This is a genomic window from Streptomyces doebereineriae (assembly GCF_031845645.1).
Lineage (GTDB): Bacteria > Actinomycetota > Actinomycetes > Streptomycetales > Streptomycetaceae > Streptomyces > Streptomyces canus.
The window spans coordinates 219,397-234,588 of sequence record NZ_JAVREZ010000006.1 but is presented as its reverse complement, the minus strand read 5'-3'; the positions used below and the strand labels follow the sequence as shown (position 1 = coordinate 234,588).

Below are 15,192 nucleotides of genomic sequence, written 5' to 3'. Positions count from 1 at the left end.
ACCTTCCCGCATGGCTGCGGCTCAAGGACGACTGTCGGACGGCGCTGGTGGGATGGACGACGCGAAGGAAGGGGACCGGGATGGCGGCGGCGGTGCTCCGCCGGCTTTCCAGGCCGCGGTTCAGGCCTTGCGCGGCAGTCGGCTGCGGCCGCAGATCGAGATCGAGACGACGCGGGCCCCACAGCGGCTCGCCCCGCACGCGTACGCGCTGGAGGCCACCGTCGTCGACGGCGACCAGGACCTCGCCGACGGGCGGCTCGTGCTGCTGCACGACCCCGCCGGACACGACGCCTGGCGGGGCACCTTCCGGCTGGTGACGCTCGTGCGCGCGGAGCTGGAGGCGGAGATGGCCGCCGACCCGCTGCTGCCCGAGGTGTGCTGGTCGTGGCTGACGGGCGCGCTCTCGGGGCGCGGGCTGTCGTACGGCGAACCGAGCGGCACCGTCACGCGCGCGAGCTCGCACTACTTCGGCGGTCTGTCCGAGCGCCCCGCGACCTCGCAGATCGAGATCCGGGCCTCCTGGACGCCCCGTGAGGGCCTGGGCGGGGTGCCGGACACGGCGGGGCACCTCGCCTCCTGGTGCGACCTGCTGGCCCAGGTCGCGGGTCTGCCGCCGGCCGGTCCGGGTGACGCGTCGATCGTGACGTTGCCACAGCGGCGGGACCCTCAGGCGCGCTGACCACCCACACGGAGCATCAATTTGTCGATACGGCCACTTTCAGTCAGGAGTGAGCCATCGAACGAACCGATATGTTCACCGAACGATCGACCGTACGTCCGAATTGCACTAATTGTTACTCACTAGATCGTGATCATTCTCTAAAGGACGCCGGGTTCGGTGCCGAAGACGTCTGTGACCTTCCAAGCCGTCCCGCACCCCAGGAGGCCCGGTGTCCGTTCTCCTCGAGCAGCCCGCAAGCCTGGTCGCCTACCGCCCGAACAAGCCCACCGCCATGGTGGTCGTGGCCGACCCGCGTGTCAGATCCACCGTCACCCGTCATCTCTGGGCGCTCGGTGTGCGCGATGTCATTGAAGCCTCGTCCGTGGCGGAGGCCCGTCCCCGAATCGGCAGCCCCAGAGACATCTGCGTCGCCGAAGTCCACCTTCCCGACGGCTCCGGCCTCACCCTGCTGTCCGAGACCCGCGCCGCGGGCTGGCCCAACGGCCTCGCCCTCTCCGCGGCCGACGACATCGGCGCCGTGCGCAACGCCCTCGCGGGCGGCGTCAAGGGCTACGTCGTCACCGGCACCCGCACCAACGTCGGGCTCCCCACCCGGCCTGGCGCCGCCCCCATCGGCTCCGCCGCCGCCCGTATGCACCGCCGCCCCCCGGGTGCCCCGAGTCACCCGGGTGGCTACCGCGAGCTCTCCGGCCGCGAGGTCGAAGTACTGCGGCTGGTCGCCGAAGGGCAGTCGAACAAGGCGATCGGTGTCTCGATGGGCCTGTCCGCACTGACCGTCAAGAGCCACCTCGCCCGGATCGCCCGCAAGCTCGGCACGGGAGACCGGGCCGGCATGGTGGCGGTGGCTCTCCGTACCGGCATCATCCACTGAGGCCCTTTCGAGCCTCGCTGTTCACGGACGTGAACCAGAGCTTTCACCGGGCTGACTGGTTTACGACCCCAAGGCGCCTGCCGACGGAACGTTCCGTCGGCAGGCGCTGTCCATACACAGATACCCTTGACATGTGACCGACGCCCAAGAGACCGCAGCAGACGTTTCACTGCGAACCACCGGAGGCGGCCCTCCGGACGATGGCGGATCTTCTGCAGTGGAGGCGCCGATCCCTCTGCTGGAGCCGCGCGAGGGCATTCCGCCCGTGATCGCCGACGAGGATTCGCTCGCCGAGGTGATCGCCGCGTTCGCCGCGGGCTCCGGCCCCGTCGCCGTCGACGCCGAGCGGGCGTCCGGCTACCGCTACGGACAGCGCGCGTATCTCGTGCAGCTGCGCCGCGCGGGTGCGGGGACCGCGCTGATCGACCCCGTGGCCTGTCCCGATCTCTCGGGTCTCGGCGAGGCCCTCTCCGGTGTGGAGTGGGTGCTGCACGCCGCCACGCAGGATCTTCCGTGTCTCCGCGAGATAGGCATGGTGCCCTCGCGCCTGTTCGACACCGAGCTGGCCGGGCGGATCGCCGGGTTCCCCCGGGTCGGGCTCGGCGCGATGGTCGAAGGGGTGCTGGGCTTCGTACTGGAGAAGGGGCACTCGGCCGTCGACTGGTCGACCCGTCCGCTGCCCGAGCCGTGGCTGCGGTACGCCGCCCTCGACGTGGAGCTTCTCGTCGACCTGCGCGACGCGCTGGAGAAGGAGCTCGACCGGCAGGGGAAGCTGGAGTGGGCGCTTCAGGAGTTCGACGCGATCGCTTCGGCTCCGCCGGCCGAGCCGCGCAAGGATCCCTGGCGTCGGACCTCCGGGATGCACAAGGTACGGCGGCGCCGGCAGCTGGCCGTCGTGCGGGAACTGTGGGAGGCGCGGGACCGGATCGCCCAGCGGCGTGACGTGTCGCCGGGCAAGGTGCTGTCCGATGCGGCGATCGTCGAGGCGGCGCTCTCCCTGCCGGTCAATGTGCAAGCGCTGGCCGCGTTGAACGGGTTCGGGCACCGGATGGGACGGCGGCAGCTGGAGCAGTGGCAGGCCGCGGTGGATCGGGCCAAGGCCCTTGCCGAGGTACAGCTGCCGCAGCCCGGGCAGCCGCTCACCGGGCCTCCGCCGCCGCGGGCCTGGGCCGACAAGGATCCCGCGGCGGCCGCGAGGTTGTCCGCCGCGCGGGCTGCGGTGTCCGCGTTGGCCGAGTCGCTGAACATGCCTCAGGAGAACCTGATCACTCCGGACACGGTGCGGCGGGTCTGCTGGGAGCCGCCGGCCGTGGTGAGTGCGCAGTCGGTGGGGGCGGCGTTGGCCGGTCACGGGGCTCGGGCCTGGCAGGTCGAGCAGGTGACTCCTGTGCTGGTGGCCGCGCTTTCCGCCTAGCACCGCCCCGCGCCCCTGGCAGGTCATCTGGTCGCTCCGCGCGTGAAGCCGTTGTAGATGAAGCGCTGCAACGACAGGAAAACGATCAGTGTCGGCAGGATCACCAGGACCGCTCCTGCCGAAATGACCTCCCAGTGGGCCGCGTAGGGGCCTCGGAAGCGGAACAGCGACGTCGAGATCACGCCAAGATCTTCCGAGGGCATGTACAGGAAGGGGATGTAGAAGTCGTTGTAGACGGTGATGCCCTTCACGATCACCACGGTCGCGGTCGCCGGCTTCAGCAGCGGGAAGATGATCTTTCGGTAGATCGTGAAGGCGTTCGCGCCGTCCAGGCGGGCCGATTCGTCCAAGGAGACCGGGATCGAGCGGACGAACTGCAGGAAGATGTAGATCGAGACGATGTCCGTGCCCATGTAGAGGGCGATCGGGGCCCAGAGGCTGTCGAACATGCCGAAGCTGTTGACGATCTGGAACGTGGCCACCTGGGTGGTGACGCCGGGGACCAGGGCGGCCGTCAGGAAGAGCGCCACCACCAGCTTCTTGAAGCGGAAGGTGAACCGGTCGATGGCGTAGGCCGTCATCGAGCCGATGAGGACCGTGCCGCCGATCGAGATCAGCAGGATGATCGCCGTGTTGGTGAAGGCGGAGAGCATCTCGCCGTCCTGGAACGCCGTCACGTAGTTGTGGAAGTTCAGCAGGTCGTGCGGCAGCTCGAGGGCCCCGCTCGTGTTGGCCATCTCCTTCTCCGACTTGAGGGAGGTGAGGAGGACGACCACGAGCGGCAGCAGGACGACCAGGGTCGCGGCGATCAGCGAAAAGTAGACAAGGGCGCGGGCGACCGTACGGCGTGTCATACGAGGTCCACCTTGTCGTCGGGGACCAGGCGCCGCTGCACCCAGGTCACCAGCAGGATGATCAGCAGGAGGACGACGGCGGCCGCCGAGGCCAGGCCCGTCTTGTTGAAGCGGAAGGCCAGGTTGACCGTCTGGATCACGAAGGTCTCGGTGCCGGTCGCGCCGCCGGTCATGATGTACGGGATCTCGAAGACCGACAGCGAGCCGGAGATCGAGAGGATCACCGTCAGAGTCAGGACCGGCTTGATGCCCGGCGCGATGATGTGGCGGAACTGGTGCCAGCGGTTCGCGCCGTCCAGCTCCGCGGCCTCGTACAACTCCCCCGGGATGGACTGGATCGCGCCCAGGAAGAGCACGAAGTTCAGGCCGAGATAGCGCCAGACCGATACGCCGGCCAGCGAGGTGTTCGCGGAGACCGGGGTGCCGAGCCAGGCGTGGTCGGTCTTCACCCCGAACAGGCTCAGCACCGAGTCGAGGGTGCCGCCGTCCTGGAAGAAGTAGAGGAACACGAAGCCGATCGCGACGCCGTTGATCAGGTACGGAAAGAAGAGCACGCCCTTGAAGAAGTTCCGGAAGCGGACGTTGAAGCTCAGGATCGTCGCGAAGTAGAGCGCGAGGACGATCTGGACCACGGAGGCGGCAAGGTAGTAACCGCTGACCCAGAAGACCTCGAAGAGATCCGGGCGGGTGAACACCTCCCGGTAGTTCTCGACGCCCGTGGAGTGCAGTTCGGGGCTGACACCGTCCCAGTCGGTGAAGCTGTACGCGATCATGTTGGCGATCGGCGCGTACGTGAAGGTGATCAGCAGGGCGAGCGGGGCGATCAGGAACAGCCAGGGGGTCACGCCCCGCCGGAGGCGGAGCCGGCGCGTGGGCGGTGCCGGGACGGGGGCGGCCGGGATCACCTCCACGGCCGCCTTCTGTGTGGTGTCCGTCATCAGGACCCCAGGTTCTTCTGGGTGTCCGTCCAGCGCTTGCTGAGGTCGGCGAGGAAGTCGTCGAGGCTGCCCTTGCGGGCCCCGCGGGCGAGGTCGACGAGCTTCTGGCGGTACTCCGGGGCGTAGAGGCCGACCTCGGACTCGTTGTCGATCTGCTTGACCTTCGCGCCCTGGGCGTCGTCCAGTTCGATGAACTTCACGCCCTGGTCGTCGTACGGCTGCAGGACCGACGGCAGCGGCGCGTCCTTGAGCGGGGAGAGGGCGAGATTGTCCTCGACATAGCCGGACTTGTCGGTGAACCAGTCGATCCAGGCCCGGGCCGCCTCCTTGTGCGGGGAATGGACGTTGACCGCCTGGTTGTAGTCGGGGCCGATGGTCGCGCAGAACTTCCCGTCCGTCTGGGCCGGGAAGGGCATGAAGCCGATGTCGTCGGGGTTCACGCCGGCCTTCTTCGCCGCGTCCTGGAACTGCACGATCGCCCAGGTGCCGAGCCACTGCGTGGCGATCTCACCCTTGGCGGTCCGGGGCTTGGACTCCTCCCAGTTGCTGGTGGTCGGGTCCTTCTCGATCAGCCCCTCGTGGACGATGTCGTACAGGAGCTGGTCACCGACGCGCAGGTCCGCGCCCTTCGCCCAGGGGTCCCCCTCGGCGAGCTTGTCCGTCGCCTTCGGGTCACAGGTCACCGCGCCGTCGACCTGCGTCCACTGCGACAGCGGCCAGCCGGCCGAGAAATTGGTGTAGTACGGGACCGCGTCGGTCTTCGCCTTGATGGCCTTGAGGTCGGCGACGAACTCGGCCGGTGTGGTGGGCCATTCGGTGACTCCGGCCTCCTTCCAGATCCGCTTGTTGTAGACGAACCCGGGACTCACGGCGACGGGGCTCTGCCCGTACACCTTGCCGTCGACGGCGGTGAAGTCGGTGAAGCGGTACTTCTTTGCGCGCTCCTCCTGGGTGCCCAGGGAGGCGAAGAACCTCGGGTAGTCGCTCTTCTTGATGACGGCCGGGATCAGCAGGACATCGCCGTAGTTCTCGGTGTTCATCCGGATCTTGACCTCGGCCTCGTAGTCCGTGATGCCCTCGAACTCGACCTTCACCTTCGGATAGGTCTTGCTGAACTCGGCGGCGTACTTCTTCAGCGTGCCGTCCTGCACGAGGTCGGTGCGGACGGTGAGGACCTTGATGGTGCCGGTGACCTTCGACGGGTCGGTGGGCGCCGCTGCGTCGGCGCCCTTCGTGGATCCTCCGGTGCCGGTGCACCCCGGGACCAGCAGGGCGGCACCCACGACCACGGCCAGGACTGTACGGCGGTTCATGTGCATCAGCTCCGTTCTCGGGACGGACGAGCACTTGCGGGTTGGCTGGTTCCGAACTCTGACAACGTTTTCTTAACCGGTAAAGTCCCTATCCCGCCAACGATGACGAGTTGTTTCCCGGCGCTGGACTCGATCGGTTTAGGAGCTTGCATGCTTCAGGCCACACCGCTCACCGAGGGATGGATCCTGCGGCACGAGGGGGGTGAACTCCCGGCCGTCGTACCGGGATGCGTGCACACGGACCTGCTGGCGGCCGGGGCGATCCCGGATCCCTTTCTCGGGCGGAACGAGACCGACCTGGCCTGGGTGGGGCGGCGGGACTGGACGTACGAGACCGAACTGCCGCCCGTGGACGGGCACGAGCAGACCGACCTCGTCTTCGACGGTCTGGACACCGTGGCCGAGATTCTCCTGGACGGCCAACTCCTGGGACGGACCAGGAACATGCACCGCTCGTACCGCTTCGACGTGACCGGCATGGCGGGACGGCTCGCCGTGCGGTTTGTCTCCGCCTACGCCGAAGCCGAGGCCGTGCGGGGCAAGCTGGGCGAACGACCCGCCGCGTATGCCGAGCCCTACCAGTACCTCCGCAAGATGGCCTGCTCCTTCGGCTGGGACTGGGGGCCGACGCTGGTGACGGCCGGAATCTGGCGGCCGGTGCGGATCGAGCGGTGGTCGACGGCCAGGATCGCCCGGGTGCGGCCCCTGGTGACCGTCGGCGAACAGGGCCTGGGCGTCGTGGAGTTGGCTGTCGAGGTCGAGCGGGCCCGGGTCGAGGCGCCGCTGAGGGTCGAGGCTTCCGTGGGTGGGGTGCGGGCGAGTGCCTCCCTTGACGGCACTGAGGGGGTCGTACGCCTCGAAGTGCCCGACGTGGGGCTGTGGTGGCCGCGTGGGTACGGTGAACAGCCTCTGTACGACGTCGAGTTGACACTTCTGCACGAGGACCGCCCGCTGGACGTGTGGCGGCGCCGGGTCGGCTTCCGTACCGTCGAGCTGGACCGTGCGGCCGACGCACACGGCACCGGGTTCACCCTCGTCGTCAACGGTGAGCGGCTCTTCGCACGCGGCGTGAACTGGATCCCGGACGACGTGTTCCCCTCCCGGATCACCCGTGAGCGGTACCGGGAGCGGCTGGGACAGGCGGCCGCCGCCGGCGTGGACCTGGTGCGGATCTGGGGCGGCGGGATCTACGAGAGCGAGGACTTCTACGACGCCTGCGACGAGCTCGGGCTGCTGGTCTGGCAGGACTTCCCGTTCGCGTGCGCCGCCTACCCGGAGGAACAGCCGCTGCGGGGCGAGGTGGAGGCGGAGGCCCGGGAGAACGTCGTACGGCTGATGCCGCATCCCTCGCTCGTGCTGTGGAACGGCAACAACGAGAACCTGTGGGGGTTCCGGGACTGGGGATGGGAGGCGCGGCTCGCCGGGGACTCCTGGGGCGAGGGGTACTACCTGGGCGTACTGCCTCGCGTGGTGGCGGAGTTGGACCCCACGCGGCCGTACACGGCGGGGAGCCCCTGGTCCGGGTCGTGGGAGCACCACCCGAACGATCCGGCGCACGGGACGCACCACTCCTGGGAGGTGTGGAACCGGGAGGACTACGCCGAGTACCGCCGTGAAGTGCCACGTTTCGTGGCCGAGTTCGGCTGGCAGGCACCGCCCGCGTACGCCACGCTGGCGCGTGCGCTGCCCGGGGAGGTGCTCGCGGCGGACTCCCCCGGTGTGCTGCACCACCAGAAGGCCGACGACGGGAACGGCAAGCTTCGGCGTGGTCTGGAGCGGCATTTCGCCTTTCCCGAAGGGGACTTCGACCGCTGGCACTACCTCATGCAGGTCAACCAGGCGCGGGCCGTGGCCGCCGGGATCGAGCACTGGCGGTCGCACTGGCCGGTGTGCGCGGGGACGGTGGTGTGGCAGCTCAACGACTGCTGGCCGGTGACGAGTTGGGCCGCGATCGACGGGGACGGGCGGGAGAAGCCGCTGTATCACGAGCTGCGGCGCCTGTACGCGGACCGGCTGTTGACGCTGCGGGGGCGGGTGTTGGCCGTCGTCAATCAGACGGCCGAGGAGTGGGCGGGTGCCGTGCGGCTGCGGCGGATGTCGGTCGCGGGGACGGTGATCGGCGAGGCGGACGTGGAGTTCCGTGCGGGGCGGCGGGCCGTCGCCGAGGTGTCGGTGCCGCGGGAGCTGGACCCGGTGGGGCCGAAGGAGTTCCTGGTGGCGGACGCGGATGGGCTGCGGGCCGTGCACTTCCCTGTGGCGGACCGTGAAATCCCTTACCCCCAGCCCGAGTTCGACGTGTCCGTGGCGCCGGGGGCCGTGACGGTGACGGCCCACACCCTCGTACGGGATCTGCTGCTCCAGGCGGACCGGCTGGATCCGGCGGCTCGGGCCGACCGGGGGCTGGTCACGTTGTTGCCCGGGGAGCGGGTGACCATCGGGGTCAGCGGCTGGAAGACTCCTGATCCGGACGCCGCTCGATCCGCCCTGTACTGCATGGAGCCCAGCCGATGACAGCCCAGCCGACGTCGCGCGTCACGATCAAGGACGTCGCCGCGCGTGCCGGTGTGTCCAAGGGGGCCGTCTCGCTCGCCTTCAACCACAAGCCGGGGCTGTCGGAGGCGACCCGGGACCGGATCTTCCTGGCCGCGCGGGAGCTGGGCTGGGCGCCGAACCTCACGGCACGGACGCTGGCAGGGTCGCGGGTGGACGTGGTGGGTCTCGCGATCTGCCGGCCGGCGCGGCTGCTGGGGCTCGAACCCTTCTACATGGAGTTCGTGTCGGGCGTGGAGAGCGTGCTGATCGAGCGGAACTGCTCGCTGCTGCTGCGGCTCGTGCGGAACGTGGAGGAGGAGGTCGGGCTGCAGGAGTCGTGGTGGCGGGGACGGCAGGTCGGGGGGTCGATCCTGGTCGACTTCCGTGCGGACGATCCGCGCGTCGCGGCGACCGAGCGGCTGGGCCTGCCGGTGGTGGCGGTGGGGCATCCCGCGTTCACCGGCAGCCTCACGTCCGTGTGGACCGACGACGCCACCGCCGTGACGGAGGCCGTGCGGTATCTGGCGGCGCTGGGGCACCGGCGGATCGCCCGGGTGGGGGGTGCGGCGGCGCTCGGGCACACGGCGATGAGGACGGCCGCGTTCGACGAGGCGGCGCGGAGCCTGGAGCTGGCGGGGGCCTGGCAGGTGACCACCGACTACTCGGGAGAGGCCGGGGGGCGGGCCACCCGGTCCCTGCTGACCGCCCCGCCGTCGGACCGGCCGACTGCGATCGTCTACGACAACGACATCATGGCGGTGGCCGGACTGGCGGTCGCGGCGGAGATGGGGCTGAACGTTCCGCGTGACGTCTCACTGCTCGCCTGGGACGACTCCCAGCTGTGCCGGCTCACTCATCCCACGCTCTCCGCGATGAGCCATGACGTGCACGGATTCGGTGCGGAGGCGGCTCGGACGCTGTTCGGGGTGATCACCGGGGAGGGGCCGGGATCGCACCCCGTGCCCACTCCGGTACTGACTCCGAGGGGCTCCACCGCGCCTCCGGCGGTGTGACCTTCGCCGCTCCGGTCTCCAGGGGTGGGCAGTCACGTTACTCATAAGTAGCATGGGTCTGAGCGCGCGCTCAGCGCATCGCAGCAGTGCAGATCCCGCATCTGGAGGAGAGCCATCGTGCCTCGTACCGTCAGGGACGTCGTCTTCGTCGACGGCGTCCGCACCCCGTTCGGCAAGGCGGGCCCGAAGGGCATCTACCACGAGACCCGCGCCGACGACCTCGTCGTGAAGGCGATCCGGGAGCTGCTGCGCCGCAACCCGGGTCTCGACCCGAAGAAGATCGACGAGGTCGCCATCGCCGCGACCACGCAGATCGGTGACCAGGGGCTCACCATCGGCCGTACCGCCGGGATTCTCGCCGGTCTTCCGCAGTCCGTCCCGGGCTACTCCATCGACCGCATGTGCGCCGGCGCTCTGACCGCCGTCACCACGGTCGCGGGATCGGTCGCCTTCGGCGCCTACGACATCGCCGTCGCCGGTGGTGTCGAGCACATGGGCCGCCACCCCATGGGCGAGGGCGTGGACCCGAACCCGCGGTTCGTCAGCGAGAAGCTGGTCGACGAGTCGGCTCTGTTCATGGGCATGACCGCCGAGAACCTGCACGACCGCTACCCGCAGATCACCAAGCAGCGCGCCGACGAGTACGCCGTGCGCTCCCAGGAGAAGGCCGCCAAGGCGTACGCCAACGGCAAGATCCAGGCCGACCTGGTGCCGATCTCGGTGCGCCGCACCAACCCGGAGGCCGGTGAGACCGGCTGGGGTCTGGTCACCGCCGACGAGCCGATGCGCCCGGGGACCACCCTGGAGAACCTGTCGGGCCTGAAGACGCCGTTCCGTGTGCACGGCCGGGTCACCGCCGGTAACGCGGCCGGTCTGAACGACGGCGCCACCGCCTCCCTCATCGCGTCCGAGGACTTCGCCCGCGAGAACGACCTGCCGGTGAAGATGCGCCTCGTCTCGTACTCCTTCGTGGGTGTCGAGCCGGAGGTCATGGGCTACGGCCCGATCCCGGCCACCGAGAAGGCGCTCGCCCAGGCGGGCCTGTCCATCTCCGACATCGGCCTGTTCGAGATCAACGAGGCCTTCGCCGTGCAGGTCCTGGCCTTCCTCGACCACTACGGCATCGCGGACGACGACGAGCGCGTCAACCAGTACGGCGGCGCGATCGCCTTCGGTCACCCGCTGGCCTCCTCGGGTGTGCGTCTGATGACGCAGCTGGCCCGCCAGTTCGAGGAGCAGCCCGAGGTCCGCTACGGCCTGACCACCATGTGCGTCGGCTTCGGCATGGGCGCGACGGTCATCTGGGAGAACCCGAACCACAAGGACGCCGGAGGCAGCAAGTGAGCACCACTGAGCTCTTGAAGGGTGCGGCCGAGCTGTTCCCGGACGAGGTAGTCACCCAGGCGCACGTGCGTCACCTGGACCTGCCGTTCAACGCGGGCCGCTTCGCGCTCATCACGCTGGACAACGGCTTCGACCACACCAAGCCGACCACCTTCGGCCCGGCCTCGCTGGCGAACCTCGACACCGCCATCGACCAGGTCGAGAAGGAGGCCTCGGCCGGCGAGATCGTCGGTGTCGGCATCACCGGCAAGCCGTTCATCTTCGCCGTCGGCGCCGACCTCAAGGGCGTCGAGCTGCTCAAGGAGCACAAGGACGCGCTGGCCATCGGCAAGGGCGGCCACGAGGTCTTCAAGCGCCTCGCGGGCATCGCGGTGCCGACCTTCGCGTACTACAACGGCGCGGCGATGGGCGGTGGCGTCGAGGTCGGTCTGCACTGCACCTACCGCACGGTGTCCGCGGCCCTGCCCGCCTTCTCGCTCCCCGAGGTCTTCCTCGGTCTGGTCCCCGGCTGGGGCGGCTGCACCCTGCTGCCGAACCTGATCGGCGCCGACAAGGCCGTCTCGGTGATCATCGAGAACTCCCTCAACCAGAACAAGCAGCTCAAGGGCGCTCAGGTCTACGAACTGGGCATCGCCGACGCGTTGTTCGAGGGCGCGGACTTCCTGGAGCAGTCCCTGCTGTGGACGGCGTCCGTCCTCAAGGGCGAGATCGTCATCGACCGCCCGGTGATCGACCGCGGTGAGGCCTGGGACCAGGCCGTCGCCAAGGGCCGTTTCATCGCGGACTCCAAGGTGCACGGGGCCGCTCCGGCCGCCTACCGCGCCCTGGACATCATCGAGGCCGCGAAGAACGGCGACCTCCAGCAGGGCTACGACGCCGAGGACAAGGCCCTCGCCGACCTGATCATGGGTGGCGAACTGCGCTCCGGCATCTACGCGTTCAACCTGGTGCAGAAGCGCGGCAAGCGTCCCGCGGGCGCCCCGGACAAGAACCTGGCCCGCCCGGTCACCAAGGTCGGTGTGGTCGGCGCCGGTCTGATGGCCTCCCAGCTCGCGCTGCTGTTCCTGCGCCGCCTCGAGGTGCCGGTCGTGCTGACCGACATCGACCAGGAGCGCGTCGACAAGGGTGTGGGCTACGTCCACGCCGAGATCGAGAAGCTGCTCGGCAAGGGCCGTATCAACCAGGACAAGGCCAACCGCCTCAAGGCCCTGGTCACCGGTGTGCTGGACAAGGCGGAGGGCTTCTCCGACGCGGACTTCATCATCGAGGCCGTGTTCGAGGAGATCGGCGTCAAGCAGACGGTGTTCGCGGAGGTCGAGGCGGTCGCCCCGGCGCACGCGATCCTCGCCACCAACACCTCCTCGCTGTCGGTCACCGAGATGGCGTCGAAGCTGAAGAACCCCGAGCGGGTGGTCGGCTTCCACTTCTTCAACCCGGTCGCGATCCTCCCCCTCCTGGAGATCGTCCGCGGCGAGCAGACCGACGACGCGTCGCTGGCCACCGCCTTCGCCGTCGCCAAGAAGCTGAAGAAGACCGCGGTGCTGGTCAAGGACGCCCCGGCGTTCGTCGTGAACCGCATCCTCACCCGCTTCATGGGCGAGATCCAGAACGTCATCGACGAGGGCACCCCGGTCGAGGTGGCGGAGAAGGCGGTGGAGCCCCTGGGCCTGCCGATGTCGCCGCTGGTTCTCCTGGAGCTGGTCGGTCCCGCGATCGGTCTGCATGTCTCGGAGACCCTCAACCGGGCCTTCCCGGACCGCTTCACGGTCTCCCCGAACCTCGCGGCCGTCGTCAAGGCGGGCAAGCGCGGCTTCTACGTCTACGACTCCGGCAAGCCGGAGCTGGACCCGGAGGTCGCCGCGCTGCTGAAGCAGGGCGACTCCGTGCTGACCGAGGAGCAGGTCCGCGACCGCGTCCTCGACGCCGTCGCCCAGGAGATCGGGCTCATGCTCGACGAGGGTGTCGTCGCCGAGGCCCAGGACATCGACCTCTGCCTGATCACGGGCGCCGGCTGGCCCTTCCACCTGGGCGGCATCACGCCGTACCTGGACCGCGAGGGTGTCTCCGAGCGCGTGAACGGCAAGAAGTTCCTGGCTCCGGGCGTGGCGTCGGTACCGGCGTAGCGACTGGTCGTACGACGGTGAAGAGGGCCTCCGCGGCGGCGGAGGCCCTCTTTTCACTCACCGGACGCGTCGGCCGCTGTCAGTCGCGCCTTCAACTCGGCGTTCTCCGTCTCCAGGTGCGCGATGCGCTTGCGGGCGAAGTACAGCTCCATGACGGCGTCCTGGAACTCCGCGACGAGCTGTTCGGGGGTCAGTTCCATCGTGGCCCCCCTACGCCGGTGCGAGCAGCGTGGGCTTGCCGCTGCCGCCCTTCCAGTACAGTGCGCCGTTCTGGGCGTAGAGGGAGCCGCCTCCGAGGTCGGCGGGCGCGTTGCTGGGCTCCTCAGCGATGTTCGCGAGCCGCACCGAGCCCTCGGCGAGGATCGCAGAAGCCGCCTGCGGCGCCACCTGGACGACGTGGAGCTGGGACTGTGGTGTGTCCCCGACACCGATACCGACACCGACGCGGCCGCTGCCCTTCACCACGAAGTCGTCCAGACCGGGGTTGTTGCGCAGGACGAGCAGGGCGCCTTTGGTCGCGCCGGTGGTGGCGGTCAGGAAGATGCCCTGGGCGGCGGTGCCGCCGCTCCGGTCCGTGACGCCGTGCGTCTGGAGGTCGATGGACAGGGCGGAGCCGTCGGCGTCCGACCGTAACCGTCGTGGGTGATCTTCACTGTGCCGCGGGCGTTCTCCACGCCGGTGACGTTCAGGGCAGAGGTCTGCGGGTTCACGGAGGCCACGTTGAGTGCGGCGCCGGACCCGGAAGTGGCCGCCATGACGGCGGTGACCGCGTGCGCGGTCGTCGACTGGGTCCAGAACCGAGCGGGCGCCGTGTAGTCGGTGTAGTCACCCACCGCGACCGCCTCCGTGCCGTTGGCGGCGACGGTCACTGCCCCCGCCGTGAACGCGCCGAGGAACAGTCTTCGTCCCACTGCCATGGGGATCCCCCTTGTCCGTACCGGATTGGATCACCATTCCATCACGGGCCCCGCACACACGTGCGACGCTTGGCTGTTCGAGTCAGGGCGGGCTCAGACTTCCTGCCAGGCCGCCAGCGCCAGTCCCGGCTCGTCCTTCTGCCGGGCGATCCGGAGCTCCCCGTCGGGGGTCACCGTCGCGGCGACGATACGGCCGTCCGCGTCCTCGGCGAGGGCCACGGCCGTGCCCACCGGCAACTGCGGCCCGGACTCCGTCCACCACAGGCCCGCCGACTCCTGCTCCGTCGGACACGCGGCGAAGGCGACCCGGCCGGAGGCCGAACGCTGGGCGAGCAGCGTGCAGTCGTGGCCGTCCAGGGTGCAGCGGAGCAGGGCCGCCGGGCCGGGGCCGGCCGCCGCGAGCAGGGGGGTCGGCTCGGTGTCCGGGCGCCAGGCGTAGAGCATGCCCTCGGGGTCCGCGAAGAACAGCGTGGTGTGTTCCTTGGAGGTGGACAGCGCGCTGAGGGTGCCCGGCTCGACGCGAACGGGCAGCGGGTCGGCCGGCACGGGAGGCGCGCCCGCTTCCTCCTGGAGCCAGCGCAGGATGCCGTCCGGGTTGGTGCCGTACAACTCGACCCGGCCCGACTCCCCTGTCACGGCGGCCAGTTCCTCGTGCACGTCGGAGCCCTTCAGGCCGGACCAGGCGTTCCAGCCGCCGCGTTCCTTCTGGATGAGGGCGTGCACGCCGTTGCCACGGTTGCCGACGAAGACATGCGCCCGGCCCTCCGCGTCGACGGCCACGGCGGGGACACCGGTGCGGGCGCCCGTCCTGTCGGGGTGGCCGACCGGGCTCCAGTCGAGGGCGGCGAGGTGGACGCGGAAGTGGGTGGAGTGCGCGAGGCCCGCTTCTTTGGCCTTGGTGGGGCGCCAGGAGACGAGGTGTGCGTAGCCGTCGGCGCCGTGTCCCACGGCGAGTCCGGGGTGCAGGCGCTGGTCGCCGCCGACCTTGCGCCAGGGCAGCCAGGTGCCGCCGCCCGGGCGGCGCTCCGCCCTGCACCACACGGCTTCGTCGCGGGTGGCGTAGACGCCGAGTCGGCCGTCGCGGGCGCGGATGAGCCAGTCGCCGTTCACTGTACGGACCATTGACACGGGCCCACTCTAATCGGGCGGTCGGCGCCGCCTTCGGGCGGGCCGGTCGTGGGACGCTGGACG

At 69.6% G+C, this 15,192-nt stretch carries 13 protein-coding genes and 1 pseudogene; 7 read left to right on the top strand and 7 right to left on the bottom strand.

Annotated elements, in window-relative coordinates:
• Positions 1-10: 10 nt before the first annotated feature.
• The 3 genes from RNB18_RS19730 to RNB18_RS19720 all read left to right on the top strand — a co-directional run bounded on the left by RNB18_RS19730 (position 11) and on the right by RNB18_RS19720 (position 2,967).
• Positions 11-679 (top strand): DUF3000 domain-containing protein, encoded by a 669-nt coding sequence (locus RNB18_RS19730; RefSeq protein WP_311715388.1) that lies wholly within the window; start codon positions 11-13, stop codon positions 677-679.
• Positions 680-890: 211 nt separating this feature from the next.
• On the top strand, positions 891-1,553 hold the full coding sequence (locus RNB18_RS19725; protein ID WP_057611178.1) for a helix-turn-helix transcriptional regulator: 663 nt from the start codon (positions 891-893) through the stop codon (positions 1,551-1,553).
• Positions 1,554-1,686: 133 nt separating this feature from the next.
• Entirely contained in the window at positions 1,687-2,967 is a 1,281-nt protein-coding gene (locus RNB18_RS19720; RefSeq protein WP_311715387.1) for a ribonuclease D, read from the top strand.
• 23 nt (positions 2,968-2,990) lie between these two features.
• Here the strand turns inward: RNB18_RS19720 and RNB18_RS19715 are convergent, their stop codons facing one another.
• The 3 genes from RNB18_RS19715 to RNB18_RS19705 are packed head-to-tail and all read right to left on the bottom strand — an operon-like array spanning position 2,991 to position 6,072.
• Positions 2,991-3,821: a carbohydrate ABC transporter permease gene (locus RNB18_RS19715; protein WP_311715386.1), complete on the bottom strand. Its 831-nt coding sequence runs from the start codon at positions 3,819-3,821 to the stop codon at positions 2,991-2,993.
• Positions 3,818-4,759: a carbohydrate ABC transporter permease gene (locus tag RNB18_RS19710; RefSeq protein ID WP_311715385.1), complete on the bottom strand. Its 942-nt coding sequence runs from the start codon at positions 4,757-4,759 to the stop codon at positions 3,818-3,820. The genes RNB18_RS19715 and RNB18_RS19710 overlap by 4 nt, the downstream gene beginning before the upstream one ends.
• Positions 4,759-6,072, bottom strand: a complete 1,314-nt coding sequence (locus RNB18_RS19705; protein WP_311715384.1) for an ABC transporter substrate-binding protein — start codon at positions 6,070-6,072, stop codon at positions 4,759-4,761. The genes RNB18_RS19710 and RNB18_RS19705 overlap by 1 nt, the downstream gene beginning before the upstream one ends.
• Positions 6,073-6,222: 150 nt before the next feature.
• Here RNB18_RS19705 and RNB18_RS19700 point away from each other — a divergent pair, with 150 nt between their 5' ends.
• The 4 genes from RNB18_RS19700 (at position 6,223) to RNB18_RS19685 (ending at position 13,084) form a co-directional block, all read left to right on the top strand.
• Complete coding sequence (locus RNB18_RS19700; RefSeq protein ID WP_311715383.1) at positions 6,223-8,583, top strand: glycoside hydrolase family 2 protein; 2,361 nt, start codon at positions 6,223-6,225, stop codon at positions 8,581-8,583.
• Positions 8,580-9,617, top strand: a complete 1,038-nt coding sequence (locus RNB18_RS19695) for a LacI family DNA-binding transcriptional regulator (RefSeq protein ID WP_311715382.1) — start codon at positions 8,580-8,582, stop codon at positions 9,615-9,617. The genes RNB18_RS19700 and RNB18_RS19695 overlap by 4 nt, the downstream gene beginning before the upstream one ends.
• 117 nt (positions 9,618-9,734) lie before the next feature.
• Entirely contained in the window at positions 9,735-10,961 is a 1,227-nt protein-coding gene (locus tag RNB18_RS19690; protein WP_311715381.1) for a thiolase family protein, read from the top strand.
• The gene (locus RNB18_RS19685; RefSeq protein ID WP_311715380.1) at positions 10,958-13,084 is read left to right on the top strand and encodes a 3-hydroxyacyl-CoA dehydrogenase NAD-binding domain-containing protein; all 2,127 of its coding nucleotides are present in this window, start codon (positions 10,958-10,960) and stop codon (positions 13,082-13,084) included. Before RNB18_RS19690 ends, RNB18_RS19685 begins: the two co-directional genes overlap by 4 nt.
• Positions 13,085-13,137: 53 nt before the next feature.
• Here the strand turns inward: RNB18_RS19685 and RNB18_RS19680 are convergent, their stop codons facing one another.
• From RNB18_RS19680 to RNB18_RS19665, 4 genes and pseudogenes are all read right to left on the bottom strand, one after another.
• Entirely contained in the window at positions 13,138-13,284 is a 147-nt protein-coding gene (locus tag RNB18_RS19680; protein ID WP_306975184.1) for a hypothetical protein, read from the bottom strand.
• A 10-nt stretch (positions 13,285-13,294) separates the two neighbouring features.
• On the bottom strand, positions 13,295-13,549 hold the full coding sequence (locus RNB18_RS19675) for a hypothetical protein (protein WP_311715379.1): 255 nt from the start codon (positions 13,547-13,549) through the stop codon (positions 13,295-13,297).
• A 30-nt stretch (positions 13,550-13,579) separates the two neighbouring features.
• Positions 13,580-14,001, bottom strand: a pseudogene (locus tag RNB18_RS19670) (hyaluronoglucosaminidase); the annotation flags it as partial.
• Positions 14,002-14,094: 93 nt separating this feature from the next.
• Positions 14,095-15,123 (bottom strand): hypothetical protein, encoded by a 1,029-nt coding sequence (locus tag RNB18_RS19665; protein WP_311715627.1) that lies wholly within the window; start codon positions 15,121-15,123, stop codon positions 14,095-14,097.
• Between the last annotated feature and the right edge of the window lie 69 nt (positions 15,124-15,192).